General features: G+C 55.6%; 18 protein-coding genes. 4 read left to right on the top strand and 14 right to left on the bottom strand.

Annotated features, from left to right (window positions below; all coding sequences use genetic code 11):
• Positions 1 to 159 precede the first annotated feature (159 nt).
• The 5 genes from RSDT_RS03030 to RSDT_RS03010 form a co-directional block, all read right to left on the bottom strand.
• The gene (locus tag RSDT_RS03030) at positions 160 to 900 is read right to left on the bottom strand and encodes an energy-coupling factor ABC transporter ATP-binding protein (RefSeq protein ID WP_096399507.1); all 741 of its coding nucleotides are present in this window, start codon (positions 898 to 900) and stop codon (positions 160 to 162) included.
• Positions 893 to 1,651 carry an energy-coupling factor transporter transmembrane component T family protein gene (locus RSDT_RS03025; RefSeq protein ID WP_096399506.1) on the bottom strand — a complete coding sequence of 253 codons (759 nt, stop codon included), beginning with the start codon at positions 1,649 to 1,651 and terminating at the stop codon, positions 893 to 895. Before RSDT_RS03025 ends, RSDT_RS03030 begins: the two co-directional genes overlap by 8 nt.
• Positions 1,652 to 1,663: 12 nt before the next feature.
• A complete protein-coding gene (locus tag RSDT_RS03020; protein WP_096399505.1) occupies positions 1,664 to 2,260 on the bottom strand; it encodes a cobalamin biosynthesis protein CbiL in 597 nt (198 codons plus the stop codon).
• Positions 2,261 to 2,286: 26 nt separating this feature from the next.
• Positions 2,287 to 2,892: a cobalt transporter CbiM gene (cbiM, locus tag RSDT_RS03015; RefSeq protein WP_096399504.1), complete on the bottom strand. Its 606-nt coding sequence runs from the start codon at positions 2,890 to 2,892 to the stop codon at positions 2,287 to 2,289.
• Between the two features lie 105 nt (positions 2,893 to 2,997).
• Positions 2,998 to 3,768: a DUF4198 domain-containing protein gene (locus RSDT_RS03010; RefSeq protein ID WP_096399503.1), complete on the bottom strand. Its 771-nt coding sequence runs from the start codon at positions 3,766 to 3,768 to the stop codon at positions 2,998 to 3,000.
• Positions 3,769 to 4,087: 319 nt separating this feature from the next.
• Between RSDT_RS03010 and RSDT_RS07385 the strand changes: the two genes are divergently transcribed.
• Positions 4,088 to 4,723, top strand: a complete 636-nt coding sequence (locus RSDT_RS07385) for a nucleotide exchange factor GrpE (protein ID WP_231941908.1) — start codon at positions 4,088 to 4,090, stop codon at positions 4,721 to 4,723.
• A gap of 118 nt (positions 4,724 to 4,841) precedes the next feature.
• On the opposite strand, the gene RSDT_RS07155 is transcribed toward RSDT_RS07385, so the two are convergent.
• Positions 4,842 to 5,024, bottom strand: coding sequence for a hypothetical protein (locus tag RSDT_RS07155; RefSeq protein ID WP_197702129.1), 183 nt, complete (start codon positions 5,022 to 5,024; stop codon positions 4,842 to 4,844).
• A gap of 190 nt (positions 5,025 to 5,214) precedes the next feature.
• Here RSDT_RS07155 and RSDT_RS02990 point away from each other — a divergent pair, with 190 nt between their 5' ends.
• On the top strand, positions 5,215 to 6,345 hold the full coding sequence (locus RSDT_RS02990) for a glycosyltransferase family 4 protein (protein ID WP_096399500.1): 1,131 nt from the start codon (positions 5,215 to 5,217) through the stop codon (positions 6,343 to 6,345).
• Entirely contained in the window at positions 6,342 to 7,691 is a 1,350-nt protein-coding gene (locus tag RSDT_RS02985) for a sugar transferase (protein WP_096399499.1), read from the top strand. Before RSDT_RS02990 ends, RSDT_RS02985 begins: the two co-directional genes overlap by 4 nt.
• A gap of 22 nt (positions 7,692 to 7,713) precedes the next feature.
• Here the strand turns inward: RSDT_RS02985 and RSDT_RS02980 are convergent, their stop codons facing one another.
• The 7 genes from RSDT_RS02980 to RSDT_RS02950 all read right to left on the bottom strand — a co-directional run bounded on the left by RSDT_RS02980 (position 7,714) and on the right by RSDT_RS02950 (position 15,670).
• Complete coding sequence (locus RSDT_RS02980) at positions 7,714 to 10,713, bottom strand: AIR synthase-related protein (protein WP_096400458.1); 3,000 nt, start codon at positions 10,711 to 10,713, stop codon at positions 7,714 to 7,716.
• A gap of 141 nt (positions 10,714 to 10,854) precedes the next feature.
• Positions 10,855 to 11,820, bottom strand: coding sequence for a polyprenyl synthetase family protein (locus RSDT_RS02975; RefSeq protein ID WP_096399498.1), 966 nt, complete (start codon positions 11,818 to 11,820; stop codon positions 10,855 to 10,857).
• A gap of 9 nt (positions 11,821 to 11,829) precedes the next feature.
• The gene (gene mqnB / locus RSDT_RS02970) at positions 11,830 to 12,549 is read right to left on the bottom strand and encodes a futalosine hydrolase (RefSeq protein WP_096399497.1); all 720 of its coding nucleotides are present in this window, start codon (positions 12,547 to 12,549) and stop codon (positions 11,830 to 11,832) included.
• A gap of 82 nt (positions 12,550 to 12,631) precedes the next feature.
• Positions 12,632 to 13,945: a nucleotide sugar dehydrogenase gene (locus tag RSDT_RS02965; RefSeq protein WP_096399496.1), complete on the bottom strand. Its 1,314-nt coding sequence runs from the start codon at positions 13,943 to 13,945 to the stop codon at positions 12,632 to 12,634.
• Between the two features lie 11 nt (positions 13,946 to 13,956).
• A complete protein-coding gene (locus RSDT_RS02960) occupies positions 13,957 to 14,667 on the bottom strand; it encodes a ubiquinone/menaquinone biosynthesis methyltransferase (RefSeq protein ID WP_408606711.1) in 711 nt (236 codons plus the stop codon).
• Positions 14,664 to 14,846, bottom strand: coding sequence for a hypothetical protein (locus tag RSDT_RS02955; protein WP_096399495.1), 183 nt, complete (start codon positions 14,844 to 14,846; stop codon positions 14,664 to 14,666). The genes RSDT_RS02960 and RSDT_RS02955 overlap by 4 nt, the downstream gene beginning before the upstream one ends.
• A 188-nt stretch (positions 14,847 to 15,034) precedes the next feature.
• Positions 15,035 to 15,670 carry a 5-formyltetrahydrofolate cyclo-ligase gene (locus RSDT_RS02950; protein WP_096399494.1) on the bottom strand — a complete coding sequence of 212 codons (636 nt, stop codon included), beginning with the start codon at positions 15,668 to 15,670 and terminating at the stop codon, positions 15,035 to 15,037.
• A 75-nt stretch (positions 15,671 to 15,745) separates the two neighbouring features.
• Here RSDT_RS02950 and RSDT_RS02945 point away from each other — a divergent pair, with 75 nt between their 5' ends.
• Positions 15,746 to 16,432, top strand: a complete 687-nt coding sequence (locus tag RSDT_RS02945) for a metallophosphoesterase family protein (RefSeq protein ID WP_096399493.1) — start codon at positions 15,746 to 15,748, stop codon at positions 16,430 to 16,432.
• A 19-nt stretch (positions 16,433 to 16,451) separates the two neighbouring features.
• Here the strand turns inward: RSDT_RS02945 and RSDT_RS02940 are convergent, their stop codons facing one another.
• Positions 16,452 to 17,234 carry a MetQ/NlpA family ABC transporter substrate-binding protein gene (locus RSDT_RS02940; RefSeq protein WP_096400454.1) on the bottom strand — a complete coding sequence of 261 codons (783 nt, stop codon included), beginning with the start codon at positions 17,232 to 17,234 and terminating at the stop codon, positions 16,452 to 16,454.
• Positions 17,235 to 17,244 lie beyond the last annotated feature (10 nt).

The following is a 17,244-nucleotide window of genomic DNA, read 5'->3' as shown; positions in this document are numbered from 1 at the left end:
GGGACGGGTTTTGTTCCGACCTTCGAGAATCTACTTGTCGGATTTTGCCCTCTGAAATTCTTGAAGGTTTTGCATATTTGTTTTTTATTGACATGCTTGGCTGTCAGCAGATTTTTGGCTACTTAAAAATTAATTTGCTCTGGGGCGCATCAGCATGGTTTACGCATGTCCGTGCGGATCGTTGCCCGCGGGGTGCATGTGCGTATGAGCAAACAAGGGCGAACAGGCACTCAGACGGCCGTCGTGAATGGTCAGGCAGTCTGTGGAGACCTGAGACAGAAAATCCCAGTCATGGGAAATGACAATCCTAGCTGTGGGCAATCCGCGCAGTATGTCGATCAGGCGCTCACGGGCTTCGTTGTCCAGACCGCTGGTCGGTTCATCCAGCAAAAGGGCTTCAGGCCGCATGGCCAGCACTGTGGCCAGTGAAATCAACTTTTTTTCACCACCGGAAAGACGATGGGTCAGGCGGTTTTCAAAGCCGTCCAGCCTGAGACTCTTCAGGGTTTCCAGAGCGCGGTCTCTGGCCGCTTCAGGCGTCATGCCGAGATTCAAGGGACCAAACGCCACATCTTCCAGCACGGTGGGGAAAAAAAGTTGATCTTCAGCGTGTTGAAGCACAAAACCAACTTTGCAGCGCAGTGCATAAAAATCTTTTTCACTGTTCAGCACAATGCCGTGAAAGCGCGTGACACCCCGCTGTGGCCGCACCAACCCTGTAATACAGCGAAAAAATGTTGTTTTGCCGCTGCCGTTCGGGCCGAACAGACCGAACTGCCGGGCGGGTGAAAGGGCAAAATTCACGTCATGCAATACCTCTCTGCGGCTGTCGCCCTGAATATAGGCAAAATGAACATGCTCCAGACTGAAAATAACATCCTGCAAGCTCGTTTCAGCCATGAAACACCCCCGCTTCCGTCAGCGCGATGCCGGTTATGTAAAGCAGCACAACAAGTGCAAAAACCGCATCCACATAGCGCGTTCTGAAAACCGTCACGGTAGTAAACCTGCCGCTGAAAGCCCGTAAACGCATAGCTTCGCAGACACGCAGGGAACGATCATAACTGCGCACCAGCAAAAGTCCCAGCAGGCAGGCCAGCGTGCGCCAAGCATGCAGGCTCGCGCGGGGCATAAAACCGCGCAGACGTGCGGCCACGTTAAGAGTCTGCCATTCTTCTGCCAGCAGATTCACATAACGCCCTGTGAGTAAAAAGAGAAAAACCAGCTTTGGCGGACAGCCTATGCCCTGAAGGGCATAGCCCGCGGTGGAAGGATGCATGGTGGCCGCAAGCGCCTGAAAAACAAAGAAAACGGCGTTTGCCTTGAGTGTTGTCAGCAGGGCAAGATGCACGCCTCGCGCGCTGACAGGTATCAGATTGAATACAGTGAACGTTTCTCCTGGTTCGGTAAAGGGAATCAGACAGCAAAAAAAAAGAACAAAACAATTTACCGCAGCAAAACGACGGGCAAAAGGGATGAAAGGCGGGCAGGCAGACGCAAGCAGGCATGCACCGAGCGCGAGGCCAAGCATGCAGGAGGTCGGTTGCTGCAGCGTGGCAAAGCATACGGCGACAAGGCCCGCAAGCCCGAGGCGCACACGCGGGTCAATAGCCTGTATCGGGCAGTCGTGGACAAACGGTTGATCAAACACAATACATTTTTGTTAGCCGCGCCGCCCTTTGAAGTAAAAAGCTATACCGGCAAGCCCCAGAAGCCAGCCGACGCAGCCGATGATTTCCTGAATGCCCGGCTCTGATGCGGCTGCCAAATCGCGTCGTATTGGAGCAAGTTTAGTGTCCAGCACCTCATTGACAATGCGTCGTACAGCTTCCTGCGTGACGCCGTCGCCCGACGTGGACAGGAGAGATGCTTCTGTTGCTGAGGGCTGTGTTCGCGCGTCGGGAACATCACCGGAAAGCATCAATTCATCAGCAGCTATAAGCCATTCACTCTGATGCCCTTCGCCGGCGTTGACGCGTATGCGCAAACCGTGGGCGTTGCGACGGACGCTTTGAGGCACGGGGAAACGGAAATGTCCCTTTTTGTCGGTAGCGCCCTGTAAAAGCTCTTTGCCGCTTTTCGCGTCAAACACCGTAATGCGCCCATTCCTGACAGGCGAATCCCGGCTGAAGCCGCATTCTACAGCCACGTCGTCGCCCTCCAGCCAGGCGAAGATATTGACGCGATGGGCAACTGCGGACGACGGCGCGAGCAATATTGCAAGGAACACAGAAACAAGACAAAATTGGATGAGTTTCATGTAGAGCGTCCGATTTTTATGGGCATTCAGCGCCAGTGAAGCATTTCAGGACGAACACGCGCGATAAACGAAACCATGAACATGGTGATTATTCCCTCCACCAGCATAACGGGCAGATGCGTCAAAAACAAAAGTTGCGCCGTCGTGATAAAGCCCTCATCGCTGAAAGCCAGCGCCGAGGCAGTAAACAGGCCGGCCAGCGCAACCCCCAGCGCGCCGCCGCAAAAGGCCGCGGCCTTTTGACCTTTTGGTCCCGGGCAGATGCGCGCAACTGCCTTGAAACAATACCCTGCCAGTACGCCGGAAAAAGCCATGCAAAACGTATTAACGCCCAGTATGGTCAGGCCGCCATACTGAAAAAGAAGAGCCTGCAATGCAAGCGCTGCAAGAATGGCGGGAAATGCCGCAAAGCCGAGCAATACGCCCAACAGTCCGTTCAAAATCAAATGCATGCTTGAGAAACCGACAGGCACATGCACAAGCGAGGCCACAAGAAAAGCGGCTGACAACATGGCGACCGTCATAAGCCGGTCATAATCAAGCCTGCGAAGGCCCACGGCCGTGCCCACCGCCGCCAGCGCGGCACCCGTGCCGAGCACGGCCGGGGAAAGGACACCATCCGCAATATGCATAACTTTTGCGCCCTGTTTATTATCCCACTTGAGGATGGTAAAAATCCCCGCCTTCAGACGGCAGCTTCAGCTCACAATGGCCACCTGCTAAAGCAGGTGGAGTATTCACTTTGTCCTTGGCGCGACAAACTCCGTCCATAACACGGCGCCGAGTTCAATGGGCTTTTGTTCGCCCTTGTAATCCAGTTTTTCATCAGCCGTGCTCAAAGCTGCAAAACCCCACCAGCCGGCCCAAGGCACGCCGAAGGCAAAAACGCCGTTCTGATCTGTCCTGACTATCTGGGTGAGAAAATATTCATTGGGAGCCGTACGGCGACCATCTGTATTCCAGAATTCTACTTCCACATCCGTATTGGGAGCTGGTTTGCCGTTCAACAGCACCTGCCCGCGAAAAATGTTTCCGGCATAATTGCCGAAAGGTCTGGTCAGCGGCACGATTTCCGTTTTCAGCCCCAAGGGCTCATTCCAGCCGTCCTCGCCGCCAAAGGCCGCCGTCACGGTTTTGGTGTAGTGAACGATATATGTGTCTTCGGCCGGCTCAAAATAGGGCGCCTGTGCTACGGCGAACTGGTAGACGCCGGGTTTTTTAACGGCATACGCGGCCTGCCAGGCCTTGTGACCCAAAATGACGGAGGGCTTGAGCAAGTATCTGACGTCTTCTGTTCTGCCGTCCACGGTCACGGTAAAGGCCTTTGGTGCCGCCATGTCCATGCCCTTCATTTCCATGGGGTGGGCAAAGGCGAGGTCAATTTTCAAATTCGCGTCCTTTTTTTCCGTTATCGTAGCGGCAGAAGGGATAACCATGCCGAAGTGCGCCTCGGCCTGCGCGGCGCAAAACAAAACCAGCGACAGGATTGAGTAAAAAATTTTCCACATAGCCTCATCCTTAATGAAAATGTGTAAATATGACGGCTGGTGCGCATAAAACCACCACAATGCGTACGCAGAGAATTAGTAACACGAAAGATAAAAAAGTAGCAATGAAAGATACGCATGTTTCCGCCTCATTACTAAAATTTCACGGTCTAGGATATAATTTCCAAAAAATTTTGCAAAAGAGCTTCTTCGTTTTTAAGCGCGTCTTGACAGGGCTGCAAGGCGGCCTTATCCCAAGATTGGCGGCAGGCGCTCTTTAGTGCCGCCAGCAGCCGTCTGAAGCGCGGAATGCACAGGGTGGGAAGTTCCAGGAGGAAGCATGCATCGCCACAAAATATCCACAAATGAATACCCGCACAAAGAACCAGACAACAATTCGCGGCCTGAAACTACGGATCTTTTTGATTCTTGGACAGATCCTCTTGCAGATTCCTGGACGAAGGGGGATACCACGCGAGACGGAGAAGATTGTCGTGACAAGCAGGTTCTTCCGGACAAAACGGAAGAGCCGCCAGAAGACACAAAAACGCTCTATAAGGCGGAAGTGGAAGAAATGCGCCTGCGCTCCGCCGCTGAAATGGAAAATTTTAAAAAGCGTCTGAGCCGCGAACATCAGGAACAATTGCGCTATGCGGCCGAAACGGTGTTAAGCGATCTTTTGCCTACCTTGGACAATTTGGATCTGGCGCTGCAATACGGCAGCCAAAATGAAACCTGCCGCGACATGTTTCAGGGCGTGGCCATGACGCATAAACTGCTGCTTGCTGCGGTGACAAAACACGGACTTACGCCGCTTGGCGCGGAAGCTGAGGAATTTACTCCGGAAACGCATGAAGCCGTGGGATTTGAAAACAGACCAGATCTCCCTGCCGGCGTTGTGTCGCGCGTGCTGCAGCACGGCTACAAGCTGGGCAAACGCCTGCTGCGCCCGGCCAAGGTAATGATCAATCAGTAGCCGTCGCGCCGAAAGCAGAACAAACCCGCAGAAACGCGAGCCACACCTGCATTCAGGCACGAGGTATCATTCCCGAAACAGCTTGGGCAATGTGATATTTCCAAATGTAAAACCCGCTCTAACGGGTGCTGTCTATCACAGCTTCCGCTTCCGGGTGAACTTGACACAGAGCTTCATGCATGGCGGCGGCATCCGCAAAAGCGCGAAACGGCCCCACATGCTCATTGTCCTTTCTGCCGGTATGCTTAAATATTTTTTTGAGATAATCCGGCTGCTGCGCGACTTTCTCAATATTTTTCACACTCTTTCCAGCAAAGAGCGATTGTTGTATGTTCAGCGCGGCGCGCCGTCTGTCACAGTCAGGAAAATCTTTCTGTCGCCAGCAGCTTACAAAAATATATGCAAAAGCCATACAGTAAAAAACAGCATTCATCGTCCGGTATCCCAAGGCATAACCGGCCCTATATCAGGCATCATGGCGAGAAAAGGACATGAAAATTATTGTTCTCGGTAATCAGGCAAGAGCATTGGCCAATTTCTGGAGTGTGCTCATACACAGGATGCTGCGGGACGGTCATGAAGTTGTCTGCTGCGTTCCTGACGGCGATGCAAAATCCGGCGAGACATCGCGGACAACCGGCGCGCGGTTCATTCATTATACCTTGGACCGCAAGGGCTTGAATCCCCTGCGGGACTTGTGGACCCTTGTTGATCTGACGAGGCTTTTTAAAAAGGAAAGGCCGGAGATGCTCTTCGCCTCCACCATAAAACCTGTCATTTACGGCTGCATGGCCGCCCGGCTTGCGCGCGTGCCGCATATTTACGCGGCCATTACCGGGCTTGGCTACGCGTTTGAGGCGGACAATTTTTTTAAAAAATGCGTCAATCAGCTCGGCGTGCGCCTTTACCGTCTTGCGCTTCGCGGCGCGGAAGGCGTCTTTTTTCAAAATCAGGATGATGTGGCTGAATTCCGCCGGCTCGACATCCTTGCGTCCGGTGCTCGTGTGCTTATGTCGCGCGGTACGGGAGTGGATATACAACGTTTTGCGCAGGCGCCGCAGCCGCCCTTGCCACCGATTTTTTTGTTGATTGGGCGTTTGCTGGAAGCCAAGGGCTTGTCGGAATATGCAGACGCAGCCAGCGTTCTGAAAGCCCGTTATCCAACAGTCCGTTTTCAGGTGCTGGGACCGCCGGAACAGGGTCTCGGCAGCGTGAGTTTAGCGCGGATGCGCGCTTGGGAGGAGGCGGGGGATCTGGAATATCTGGGTGAAACAGCAGACGTACGTCCATATATAGCCGCCGCGCATGTTCTGGTCTTGCCTTCCTGGCGGGAAGGCACGCCCACATCCATTATGGAGGGGATGAGCATGGGCCGTCCTGCTGTTGTGACAGACGCTCCCGGTTGCCGGGAGGTGGTGCGGGACGGCATAAATGGCCGTTTGACACCCCTGCGGGATCCTGAAGCGCTGGCGCGTGCCATGGAGACATATATTCTGTATCCTGAAAACATTGTCCGCATGGGCGCGACCGGCCGTGCAATGGCCGTTCAGGAGTTTGATGCGGAAAAAGTGGCGGCGCGCATGTTGTGTGATATGAACGTCAATGCCGGAGTAACGTCGTGATCAGCATATATCGAAGAGCGGTTTTGCAGGCACTGGATATTTTTTGTCTGCTGCTCGCGCTTTTTGTGGCGGGCCTGGCCACCATAGAGCCGGATTTAAGGGTCTTTCACGATTACACCGGCGCGTCGTTGTTCACTGTTTTTTTCTACATGCTCTTTTTCTATATTCTGGATGCTTACAGCGTCGGTTTGGAAGATTTCAAAGAAACAATTGGTCGGGTGCTGCTGGCCTGTGTGCTCGGCATCATTTCTTCCAGCACAGCCTCCTATTCTTTCCAGCACTGGCGCTTTGACCGCGAAACCCTCTTGGCGCTCTTTGCCCTTTCTTTCTGTTTTGCACTCGGCTGGCGATGGTTATACCACCGTAATGCGGACAAGCTGACGCATCCGCTCCGCGTTCTGCTGGTGGGCGTGGACCGCGCCGGCAAAGTGCGCAGACTGCTTGCCGAGGGTTTTCCCAATGCGCAGATCATCGGGTATGCGGGTGAGCCGGATCAGGGGCCGGACACAGGCCATTGTCTTGGCCCCATATTTAAATCACTTGAAATTGCTGAAAAAAATTATGTAACCATGATTGTTCTGCTGCCGGACGCCCCCATTGACGACGAGAGCGCCCACGAACTGCTGGAAGCCAAATTGTGGGGCAGAATGGTGGTGGACATACGCACGTTTTATGAAAAGGTGGCACAGCGCCTGCCGCTTTCACAAATCAATGATGAATGGCTGTTGCAAACGGAAGGCTTTTCGTTGAACACGCGAGGATCGCTCAGACGCTTCAAACGGGCGCTGGACATGCTGATTTCTCTTGTTCTTCTGATTCCGGCAGCCCCTGTGATGCTGATTACAGCAGTTATTGTGCGCCTTGAATCGCCCGGACCGGTTATTTACCGTCAGGAACGCGTGGGGCTGCACGAAAAGGAATTCACGGTTTACAAATTTCGATCCATGTGCGCCGACGCCGAAAAAAACGGCGCTGTCTGGGCCGGCGCCAATGACAGTCGGGTGACGTGTTTCGGCAGATTGATCCGCAAAGTGCGCATTGACGAGCTTCCCCAGATATGGAACATACTCAAAGGAGACATGAGCTTTATAGGTCCGCGGCCGGAACGTATGCCCTTTGTGCAAAAACTAAAGGGGAACATTCCTTATTACAGCCTGCGGCACACCGTCAAACCTGGCCTCACGGGATGGGCGCAGGTTTGCTGCCCTTACGGAGCGTCTGAAGAAGACGCCCGCCGCAAGCTTGAATACGATCTCTATTATGTAAAAAATATGTCCATTCTGCTGGACGTGCACATTATTTTCAAAACGGTGGGTGTTGTGCTGTTTCCCAAGGGAGCGAGGTGAAGCCGTTGCTGATGCCGGTAGATTACCAGTCAAGCGTTTGCCTGAACGCGCGAGCCAGATCCTCCACATTTTCCCGCAGAAAAACGCTGTCTCTGCTTCTGAGGGTTACCTGTCCGTCGCCGGTGACAGTGCCGATGCGGCGGCACAACTGCCCGTGACATACAACGTCGAGCAGGGGCGCCAGATCGGGGCGCACGCTGACAAGCAGGCGGCTCGCGGATTCGCTGTACAGCAGTTCTGTGCGCGTCATTGCTTCCATAGATGGCACGGCGTTGATATCCACATCGGCGCCAAGGCGCCCGCCGATGCACATCTCCGCCAGCGCTACGGCCAGACCGCCGTCAGAACAGTCGTGGCAGGCGGCGACGGCGCGTTTTGACATGAGGGAGTGTACGGCACGATAGCGGTGCAGGGCTGTGCCGGCATCAACATGCGGTATGCTGCCGCCAGCAAGGCCCAGTTCGCCGGCCGCCTCGCTGCCCGCCATGTCGCGCCAGGTTCCGCCCAAAAGATAGATATGCTCGCCTTTCTGCTTGAAATCAGAGCTTTGGGCGCAGGTGACGTTGTTCATGACGCCCAGAACGGAAAACAGCACTGTCGGCGGAATGGAAATACGTTCTCCGCCGCCGGTGTAATCGTTTTTCATAGAATCCTTGCCGGAAATGCATGGCAGGCCGAACGCGAGCGAAAAATGTCTCAAAGCTTTGCAGGCGCGTACCAGCTGGGCCAGTTTGAAGCGGCCGTCCGGGTTTTTTTCGCTCGTCACAGGATCGCACCAGCAAAAATTGTCCACGCCAGCCAACGCATCGGGGTTGCCGCCCACGGCCACGGCGTTGCGTATGGCTTCATCAATGGCGTTGGCCATCATCCAGTAGGTGTCGTAATCGCTGAATTTGGGGCAGATGCCGTGGGCGACGACGATGCCCGCGTCCGACTCAAGTAGGGGGCGCAGCACGGCCGCGTCGGACGGGCCATCGCACAGCACGCCGACAAGAGGCTTGATAACGCTGCCGCCGCGTACCTCATGGTCATACTGGCGGACAATATATTCCTTGGAGCAGATATTCAGGCGGCCGAGCATGCGCCGCAAAAATGAGCCTTCCGCCATGCCTGTTGTTTCCACGCAAATGTCCCGCACACTGGGCGTTTGCCATACGGCCTCAAGCTCAAGCTGCGGCACGCCGTCGTGCATGAACGGCATGGGCAGGGAGGCGACAAGGCGTTCTTTGCTGCGCACTTCAAAAAAACCTGAGTCTGTAAAATGCCCCAGCGCAGTAGCCTCCACATCCATGTGGGCGGCCAGTTGCAGAAATTCGTCGAGCTTGTCCGGCGGCACAGAAAGCGTCATGCGTTCCTGGGCCTCGGAAAGCAGTATTTCCCAAGGTCTAAGGCCGTCGTATTTCAGCGGAGCCTTGCTGATGTCCAGAACACAGCCGCCTGTGGCTTCCGCCATTTCGCCCACAGAAGATGAAAGGCCGCCCGCGCCGTTGTCCGTTATGGCCGTATACAAGCCGAGATCGCGTGCGGCCAGAATAAAGTCGTACATTTTGCGCTGTGTGATGGGGTCGCCTATCTGTACGGCTGTTGCCGGCGAACTCTCGTGCAATTCTTCAGAGGAAAAGGTAGCCCCATGGATGCCGTCTTTGCCGATGCGGCCGCCAGTCATCACAATGATGTCGCCCGCACGGGCCTTTTTTTGCCAGCCGGGGCGGCCGTTGATTTCTGCGGGAATAATGCCCACAGTTCCGCAAAACACCAAGGGTTTGCCGAGGTAGCGCTCGTCAAATACAAGTGAGCCGTTGACGGTGGGAATTCCTGATTTGTTGCCGCCGTGCTCCACGCCCTTGCATACGCCCACCAGCACACGGCGCGGGTGCAGCAGACGCGGCGGCAGGACCGTGTCATGAAAAGGCGAGGCAAAACAGAAGACATCTGTATTGCAGACCAGTTCCGCCCCGAGGCCGGTTCCCATGGGGTCTCGGTTGACGCCGACAATGCCGGTCAACGCGCCGCCATAAGGGTCAAGCGCAGAAGGGCTGTTGTGCGTCTCCACTTTGATGCAGGCGTCGTAGCCGTTAATAAAGGCAACAACTCCCGCGTTGTCTTTGAACACGGATTTGCAGTAATCGTTTTCGCCCATGCGTTCGCGCAAAAGCGCGGTTGCATCGCGGATGCAGGTTTTGTACAAATTGTCCACATCTTCGTTCAAGCCTGTTTCCCTGTTTTCGTAGGCGATGCGCGCGGCAAAAATTTTGTGTTTGCAGTGTTCGGACCAAGTTTGAGCCAGCACTTCCATTTCCACATCCGTCGGGTCTGACGGCAGACGAAGCGCTGCACGCCGGGTCTGTTCCGCAGGCGTATTGAAAGCATCGCGGATGCGGCGCAGTTCGTCAAGGTTCAGCGCCCAGGTGTTTTCACGGCTTGCGTTCATCATGGCTGCGTCGTCCATGACGGAAAGCGGTACGGTTGTGACTGTGTCGTCGGTTTGTCCCGTGACTCTGGCGGCTTCAGGCGTAAAACCAGGTTCGGCCTGCCACTGTTCAAGACTTTTGATTCTGCTTCTCTGGATCAATGTGTTGCAGAGCAGGCCGCGGCTGGCGTTTTCCACCTGATTGCGGTTCAGGGGAGCAGCGGGGTCGTTGCGGACACGGTACTGAACAGCAGTGTATACATTAATATTTTCGCGCGGGATGCCGAGCACAAGAGCTGCGGTGTCGCGGGCTGTGCGGGCTTCGTTGTCCGTGACGCCGGGGCGAAAACCCACTTCCACAAACCAGTCGGGCGCTGGGTCAAACGGTTCAAGAACGTCAATGGCCGCGCGTTGCAGAATGGGGTCGTGCAGAATGCCTTCGTCCAGCAAGCGCGAGACCTGCTCCCTGTCAAGGCCGTCCATGGTAAAAACTTTGATGCTGTGCACAGAGTCCACCGTGAGGTTCAACGCTTTTTGCAGCTGCAGGGCCGTTTTTCGGCCTTGGGTATCATCCACGTAAGACTGCGGCCCGACTTCGATACGGTAAAGCATGTTTGTCCTTTGATTGACCCACATTGGGAAGGTTAAGTCCCCGCCTTCAGGGCAGCTTCAACATTCCTTTTGCTTGAGCTGTGGTGCCAAACAAAGTGTGAGTGCTGTTGATTGAGGTCACAAGCTTTAGCAGGTGGCGTTTCACTTTTTCCTGTCGCGTACATAATCGGTCATCCGGCGCAATATCTCGCGTTCCGGCCTGTCCGGCAGGGCTTCCAGCGCTGTGCGCGCTGCGTGCAGATATTTGTCCGCCTGCAGAAGCGATTGCGTTTCATAGCCCGCCGCGCAAATGTGTTCGGCAATAGTTTCTGCGTCGTGCTCCGTTATCAGCCCGCATGTGAAAGCTGCGTCAAAAGCGGCCTGTTCTTCCGGGGGCAGGTGCAGCCGGTAGATCCGCAACGGCGGGGTCAGTTTCCCCTCGCGCATATCGCCGCCTGTCGGCTTGCCGGTCACGCAGGTCGGCGTGAGATCAAGCGCGTCGTCTACCAGTTGAAAAGCCATGCCCAGATTTTCGCCATATGTTGCGGCGGCGTCAACATAGGCGTCGTCAGCTCCGGCGGCGAGCGCTCCCATTTCACAGGAGGCGCGGATGAGCCACGCCGTTTTGCCGCGCACGATATTTTCATAGTCGTCGTCGGAAATATCCGTACGGCCTTTGACTGTAATTTCCAAAATTTCGCCGGCGGCCGTGCGGCTGGTGGCCGCGGAAAAGCAGCGCGTCAAACGCGTGTCGCCGAAGTCGGCCACCAGAGCGTTTGCGTGCGCAAGCAAGGCGTCCCCGGCCAGTATGACGGCAGGCACGTCATATAAAATATGGGCGGCCGGCGCGCCGCGGCGTCTTTGAGCGTTGTCAAGCACGTCGTCGTGCAACAGCGTGGCAGCGTGCAGCATTTCTATTGTCACGGCAAGCCTGTCAATGTTTTCCGCCGCGCAGTCGAACAGGCGCGCTGTAAGAAGCGTGAGCAGAGGGCGTAGACGTTTGCCGCCGGCGTCAAGAATATGCCGCGCCACAGGGCGCACAGGTTCCGGCAGATCCTGTACGGCCTTGTCGAGCGCCGTGTTGATACGCGGCAGCTCTTTGGCAAGATGTGCTTTCAGTGTTTTCATGGCGTCATTTCAGATCAGGTTCAGGCCCGGCAGCACACGTGCAAGACTCTGCAGCGCGCCGTGGAAATCTTTTTCATCTTTTGCGCGCGGGCCGACTTTATTTGACACGCTGCGCAGTTCCACGCAGGGGATGCCGCCGCGTGCGCAGGCATAGGCCACGGCAAAACCTTCCATATTTTCCAGATCCGCATGATGCCGCTGCACCAGATCTCTTGCCCGTACAAACGCGGAGCTGACGCCGGCCACGGTCAACGACACACATTCCGTCAGCATTCCGGCCAGTCCTGCTGTTGACAGGCTCAGCGCGGCAGGCGTGTCGAGCGGCAGCCTGTCGTACACATCGCCGCCGTCTTTGGTATACCGTTGCCAGAGAGGAAAACTGAACGCCTTTGCCGTGACGCTTGTGCCGTCGTGCAGCCCGTATTCCGGCCAGATTTCTTCTCGCACCAGACAGAGAGCGCGTAGCGGCAGCCGATCAAGATCAAACGCGCCGGCTAGCCCTGCCAGCAGCACAGCGTGTATGGGTGTTTTGCCTGCTTCGGCTTCAGCAAGGCATTTGCCGAGCGCAAGGGCAGCGTTTATCGGCCCTACGCCGGTTGCGCAGGCAAAAGCTCCGCCTTTTTTCAGGCGTACGGGCAAAAGACACATTTCTTCGCCGACTTCAGGCGTGAGGTTCGGCAATAGAGCGTTGAGTTCCTTGCCTGTTGGGGCGCAGATCAGCAGTGCCACAGCGTATACCCCGATTCATCATGTTTGGATACTATTCAGTTACAACAAGATATCAATATATACGCCAGTTGCGGAGTATGCTTTACAGCCTCCAATAATCAAAGCCCGTTGCGCGCATGGCCGTTGGGTCAAAAAAAGCCTTTACGTCCAGCAGCAGCGCGTTTTTCGGATCCGCAAAAAATGTTTTGAGCTTTCCCGGCGTGAGTGATGCGTATTCTCTGTGCCCTACAGCCAGAATCAGCGCGTCCAGGCTGCGCATCTCGTCCAGAGAGAGGAGTTTCTGGCCGTATTCGGCAAGCGCCTCCCGCGGGTCGGCCTGCGCGTCATTGACAAGCGCAGTCACGCCGTAGTCCGCAAGTTCGCGCACCACGTCTACCACGCGGGTATTGCGCAAATCCGGAACATTTTCTTTGAAAGTGAAACCCAGGATACCTACCCGCGCGTCGTTGACGACGCGGCCGTGTTTGATCAGGCGCTTGACCGCGCATTCCGCAACATATTTGCCCATGCCGTCGTTGACGCGGCGGCCCGCCAGGATGACTTCCGGGTGAAAACCCAGCTCTTCCGCCTTGAACGTGAGGTAGTAGGGGTCGACGCCTATGCAGTGCCCTCCGACAAGACCCGGCCTGAAAGGCAGAAAATTCCATTTGCTGCCGGCGGCTTCCAGCACTTCCATAGTGTCAATGCCGAGCCGTTCAAAAATAACGGCCAGTTCATTCATCAGGGCGATATTTAGGTCGCGTTGTGTATTTTCAATAATTTTGGCGGCCTCCGCCACTTTGATGCTGGAGGCGCGGTGAATGCCGGCCGTCACAACGGTGCCGTAAAGCTTCTCCAGCAGGTCTGTCGTAGCTGCATCCGACCCGGCAACAATTTTCGTAATGGATGCAAGCGTATGTACTTTGTCGCCGGGGTTAATCCGTTCAGGGGAATAGCCCACGCTGAAATCTTTGCCGAAGTGCAGGCCGGATTCGCGCTCTAACACAGGCACGCAGATTTCTTCCGTCAAGCCAGGGTAGACTGTGGATTCATACACTACCACGCAACCTCGGCCGAGGTTGCGCCCCACGGTGACGGTTGCACTCACAACCGGCGTCAGATCAGGGGAGCGGTGATTGTCAATGGGCGTGGGCACGGCAATAATGATAACGCCCGCCTTGTTGAGTTCAGCGGGATTGACAGTGTAGCGTACTGTCGCTGCAGCAAGGGCTTCTTTGCCGACTTCCCGCGTGTGGTCATGGCCGAGCCGCAATTCCGCAATGCGGTGTTGACTAATGTCAAAACCAAGCACATCCGCACGGCGTGAAAGGGCAACCGCCAGCGGCAGGCCTACATAGCCGAGTCCGACGACGGCTACCGGCTGTTTACGCTGCCGCAGATCTTCAAAATTCACCATGTGTGCCTCATTTATTCTTTTTCTCCTACATGCAGGCAGACGATGCCGGAAGTGAGTTTTTTATACCAGGCGCGCGCAAAGCCGGCATTTAGGAGTTCTTCTTCAAATTTTCGCGCTGTGGGGAAGGCGCGTATGGTCTCCGTCAGATAGGCATAGGCCGCTTTGTCTTTGGAAATCAGTCTCCCGGCGCAGGGAAGGATGCGGTTCAGATAGAAATTATACAACCCGCCCCATATGCGCTCGCGGCCGGAGCCGAATTCCAGTATGCAGGCCCGTCCGCCGGGCTTGAGCACTCGCAGCATTTCCGCGAAAGCGGCTTCGCGCGGCAGGATGTTGCGTATGCCGAAGGCCATGGTTATGCAGTCCGCCGAATCTGCCCGCAGAGGCAGTTTTTTTGCGTCCGCGGCGACAGGCAGAATGCGCACGGCATTGTCCCGTCTGAGTTTACGCCGCCCGCCGCCCAGCATTGCCGGGCAGAAATCTAGAGCCGGCACCAGAATTTCAGGATGTAGGCGGTGCAGGGCCAGTGCCACGTCCAAGGTTCCGGCGGCCAGATCCAGCGTTACTGATCCGCCGTTTTCCAGCGCGGTGACGGCAAGCGTGGTCCGCCAGTTCCGGTCAATACCCAGGCTCAGGATGTGGTTCAGCAGATCATAAAAACGCGCGATGCGGCCGAACATGCCGGCCACAGCAGCGTCATGCCGGGGCGGAACTGCGTTCACGCTCTTGCCCTGCGGCTTTCGTCGTCCTGTCGATCGTCGGCAAGCACGACGTCATAGACCACTCTATAGACAGCGGGGAAAATTTCCACAAAGTTGCCGAGTGAAACGGTGCGCGTTTCAATAAATTTTGCGGCCAGCTCCTTGGCCATCATGAGAATTTCTTTTTGAACCTTGTCCATAGCTGCCTCTGAGACCCGTTCGTAAGGGAATGGCCTGACCCACAGCGGGAGAAACCCGGACGAGTAAAAAAACGGAAACGGTCGGTCCGCCTTTCTATTGTGACATGTTAGTCAGCGAAACGTAAATTGTAAACAGATTTCGTCTGTCATGACAGGGCATGTATAACCAGCCCCCTTGAGTCAAACATTTATGGAATTACATCAAAAAAGCGCTCTTCCGTACAAATATACTGCACAGATTGATCCCATTTTTCCACGGGCAGGCTCTCAACGAGCTGAAATTCAAAGCAAAGGCCCATGCGTGGGCAGACGAGATTTTTGTGTAAAAATCGATCGTAAAAGCCCCCCCCACAGCCCAGCCGTGAGCCGCGTTTGTCAAAAGCAACGCCGGGCGCTATCAGGAGGTCGGGGGCAAAAGTTTTGCCGACGTCTGCAGCGTTAAAACCCGGCAGGCTGTCAAGTGGTTCGCGCAGGCCAAAAGGGCCTGGCCGCAACTGCCCCGGCCCGGAGCAGGGCACAAAGTCCATGACGCCGCGCTCAGTGCGGCGTATACGCGGCAGGTAGACAATGCGCCCGCTCTGCCAAGCGGTTTTGAGCAGCATGTCGGAAGACATCTCGCCTGCGCAGGATACATATAGGGCCACAGACCGCGATGACTGCCAGTATTTTGTCGCCGCGAGCCTTTCCTGCGCCCTTTGGCTGCACTCAAGCGACGATGATGGATACTGGCTGTTGCGCAAAATGCGTATGCGTTCGCGCAGGGTGTTTTTTTTCGCGGTGAAATTTGTTGATGATGTCGCGCTCCGTGTTGTTTCTGCGGGCATATTTCTTCCCTTTTCATGTGACGCGAGATGTGGCAATATCGTTCTGCCGTTTTTTCTAGCAAAGGATAGGCTGTTATGCCAAGCGCAACTGTGCCGGATCGCCTCTGGATTGTCGTGGGAGATATTCACGACGACACGTCTCTTTTTTCCCGTATTCCCGAACTGGCGAAGGCCGAAGGGGTTATCGTCACAGGAGACCTGACCGTTGTCGGCGGCGTCCGCGAGGCCGGTCTTGTGCTGGACGCACTGCACCGAAGCGGCAAACCCGTACTTGCGCAGATCGGCAATATGGACAAGCCGGAAGTGAACGACTGGCTCAACGCGCAGGGAGTCAACCTGCACACTGCCGTCCGCGAGCTCGCGCCGGGCATTGCCGTTTTCGGCGTGGGAGCCTCGACGACAACGCCTTTTTCAACTCCTAGCGAATTTCCTGAATCCGCCTATGCGGACTGGCTTACGGCATTGTGGCGTGAGGCGCAAGCCTGGCAGCACGCGGCGTTTGTCTCGCACAATCCGCCCAAAGACACAGCTTGCGACCTTGTTTCCGGCAATGTGCATGTGGGATCCACGGCGGTGCGCGCCTTTTTGGAAAAAGCCCAGCCGGATGTCTGCCTTTGCGGGCATATACATGAGGCGCGGGCTGTGGACAAGATAGGCCGTACCGCAGTGGTCAATCCCGGCCCGCTCGCCCAGGGCGGCTATGCGGTTTTGTCCTGTGCTGACGGCCGGTTGACGGCGGAACTGCGCGTGCTTAAGAAATAAACGCGGCGTTTATTCAGTTTTAAAACGCCGGCACAATCCCTTTGGGCGTCAGGTTCTGTTCAATATACGCTCTGACTTCGGGGGAGTTGACGGCTTTGCTCAGCGCTATGATCGCCGGGCGGTCAACGTCTTCTCCGCGCACAACCACTACGTTGGCGTACGGAGAATCCCTGTCTTCAATGACAATGGCGTCCCGCGAAGGAATCAGTCCCGCTTCGGAAGCAAAATTTGTGTTGATCACTGCCGCGCGTACATCCTGCAGTATTCTGGGCAGTTGCGCAGCTTCCATCTCAACGAATTTCAGACCTTTCGGATTGTCCCTTATGTCGCGCACCGTTACCAGTTCGCCGGGTTGAATCTTGATAAGGCCATGCGTCTCCAAAAGGCGCAGGGCACGCGCCTCGTTGGTGGGATCGTTGGGCACGGCCAGAGCGTCTCCCTTCTTGAGTTCATCAAGGCTTTTGATTTTTTGCGAATACAGACCCAGTGGTTCAATGTGCACCTTGGCCACCCAGACGAGGTTCAGGCCCTTTTCCATATTCATATTTTCAACATAGGGAATATGCTGGAAAAAATTGGCGTCCAGCGCTTTGTCCGCAAGGGCCAGATTCGGCTGCACATAGTCGGAAAATTCCCTGATGGTCAAGACGACGCCTTCCTTGTCCAGCACATCTTTGACGACAAGCATGATGTCCTTGTGTGGGAAGGGCGTCACGCCGACGGTCAGTGGGAATATTTCTGCGGCCGGCGTGTACTGCGCGAAAAATACTGTGAGCAGCAGGGGGGTGAGCAGATGTTTCATACGTAGTCCT

The organism is Candidatus Desulfovibrio trichonymphae (assembly GCF_002355955.1).
In the GTDB taxonomy this organism is placed as follows: Bacteria; Desulfobacterota; Desulfovibrionia; order Desulfovibrionales; family Desulfovibrionaceae; genus Desulfovibrio; species Desulfovibrio trichonymphae.
Note: the sequence above shows the minus strand (reverse complement) of the source record. Positions and strands in the feature narration are given on the sequence as shown.

Bases quoted from the DNA above. Each gene is read 5' to 3' on its own strand.
- RSDT_RS02980 (WP_096400458.1), bottom strand. From the start codon at position 10,713: ATGCTTTACCGTATCGAAGTCGGGCCGCAGTCTTACGTGGATGATACC.
- RSDT_RS03030 (WP_096399507.1), bottom strand. From the start codon at position 900: ATGGCTGAAACGAGCTTGCAGGATGTTATTTTCAGTCTGGAGCATGTT.
- RSDT_RS02945 (WP_096399493.1), top strand. From the start codon at position 15,746: ATGCCAAGCGCAACTGTGCCGGATCGCCTCTGGATTGTCGTGGGAGAT.
- cbiM (WP_096399504.1), bottom strand. From the start codon at position 2,892: ATGCATATTGCGGATGGTGTCCTTTCCCCGGCCGTGCTCGGCACGGGT.
- RSDT_RS03020 (WP_096399505.1), bottom strand. From the start codon at position 2,260: ATGAAACTCATCCAATTTTGTCTTGTTTCTGTGTTCCTTGCAATATTG.
- RSDT_RS07385 (WP_231941908.1), top strand. From the start codon at position 4,088: ATGCATCGCCACAAAATATCCACAAATGAATACCCGCACAAAGAACCA.
- RSDT_RS03010 (WP_096399503.1), bottom strand. From the start codon at position 3,768: ATGTGGAAAATTTTTTACTCAATCCTGTCGCTGGTTTTGTTTTGCGCC.
- RSDT_RS02965 (WP_096399496.1), bottom strand. From the start codon at position 13,945: ATGGTGAATTTTGAAGATCTGCGGCAGCGTAAACAGCCGGTAGCCGTC.
- RSDT_RS02975 (WP_096399498.1), bottom strand. From the start codon at position 11,820: ATGAAAACACTGAAAGCACATCTTGCCAAAGAGCTGCCGCGTATCAAC.
- RSDT_RS02990 (WP_096399500.1), top strand. From the start codon at position 5,215: ATGAAAATTATTGTTCTCGGTAATCAGGCAAGAGCATTGGCCAATTTC.
- RSDT_RS02940 (WP_096400454.1), bottom strand. From the start codon at position 17,234: ATGAAACATCTGCTCACCCCCCTGCTGCTCACAGTATTTTTCGCGCAG.
- RSDT_RS02955 (WP_096399495.1), bottom strand. From the start codon at position 14,846: ATGGACAAGGTTCAAAAAGAAATTCTCATGATGGCCAAGGAGCTGGCC.
- RSDT_RS02950 (WP_096399494.1), bottom strand. From the start codon at position 15,670: ATGCCCGCAGAAACAACACGGAGCGCGACATCATCAACAAATTTCACC.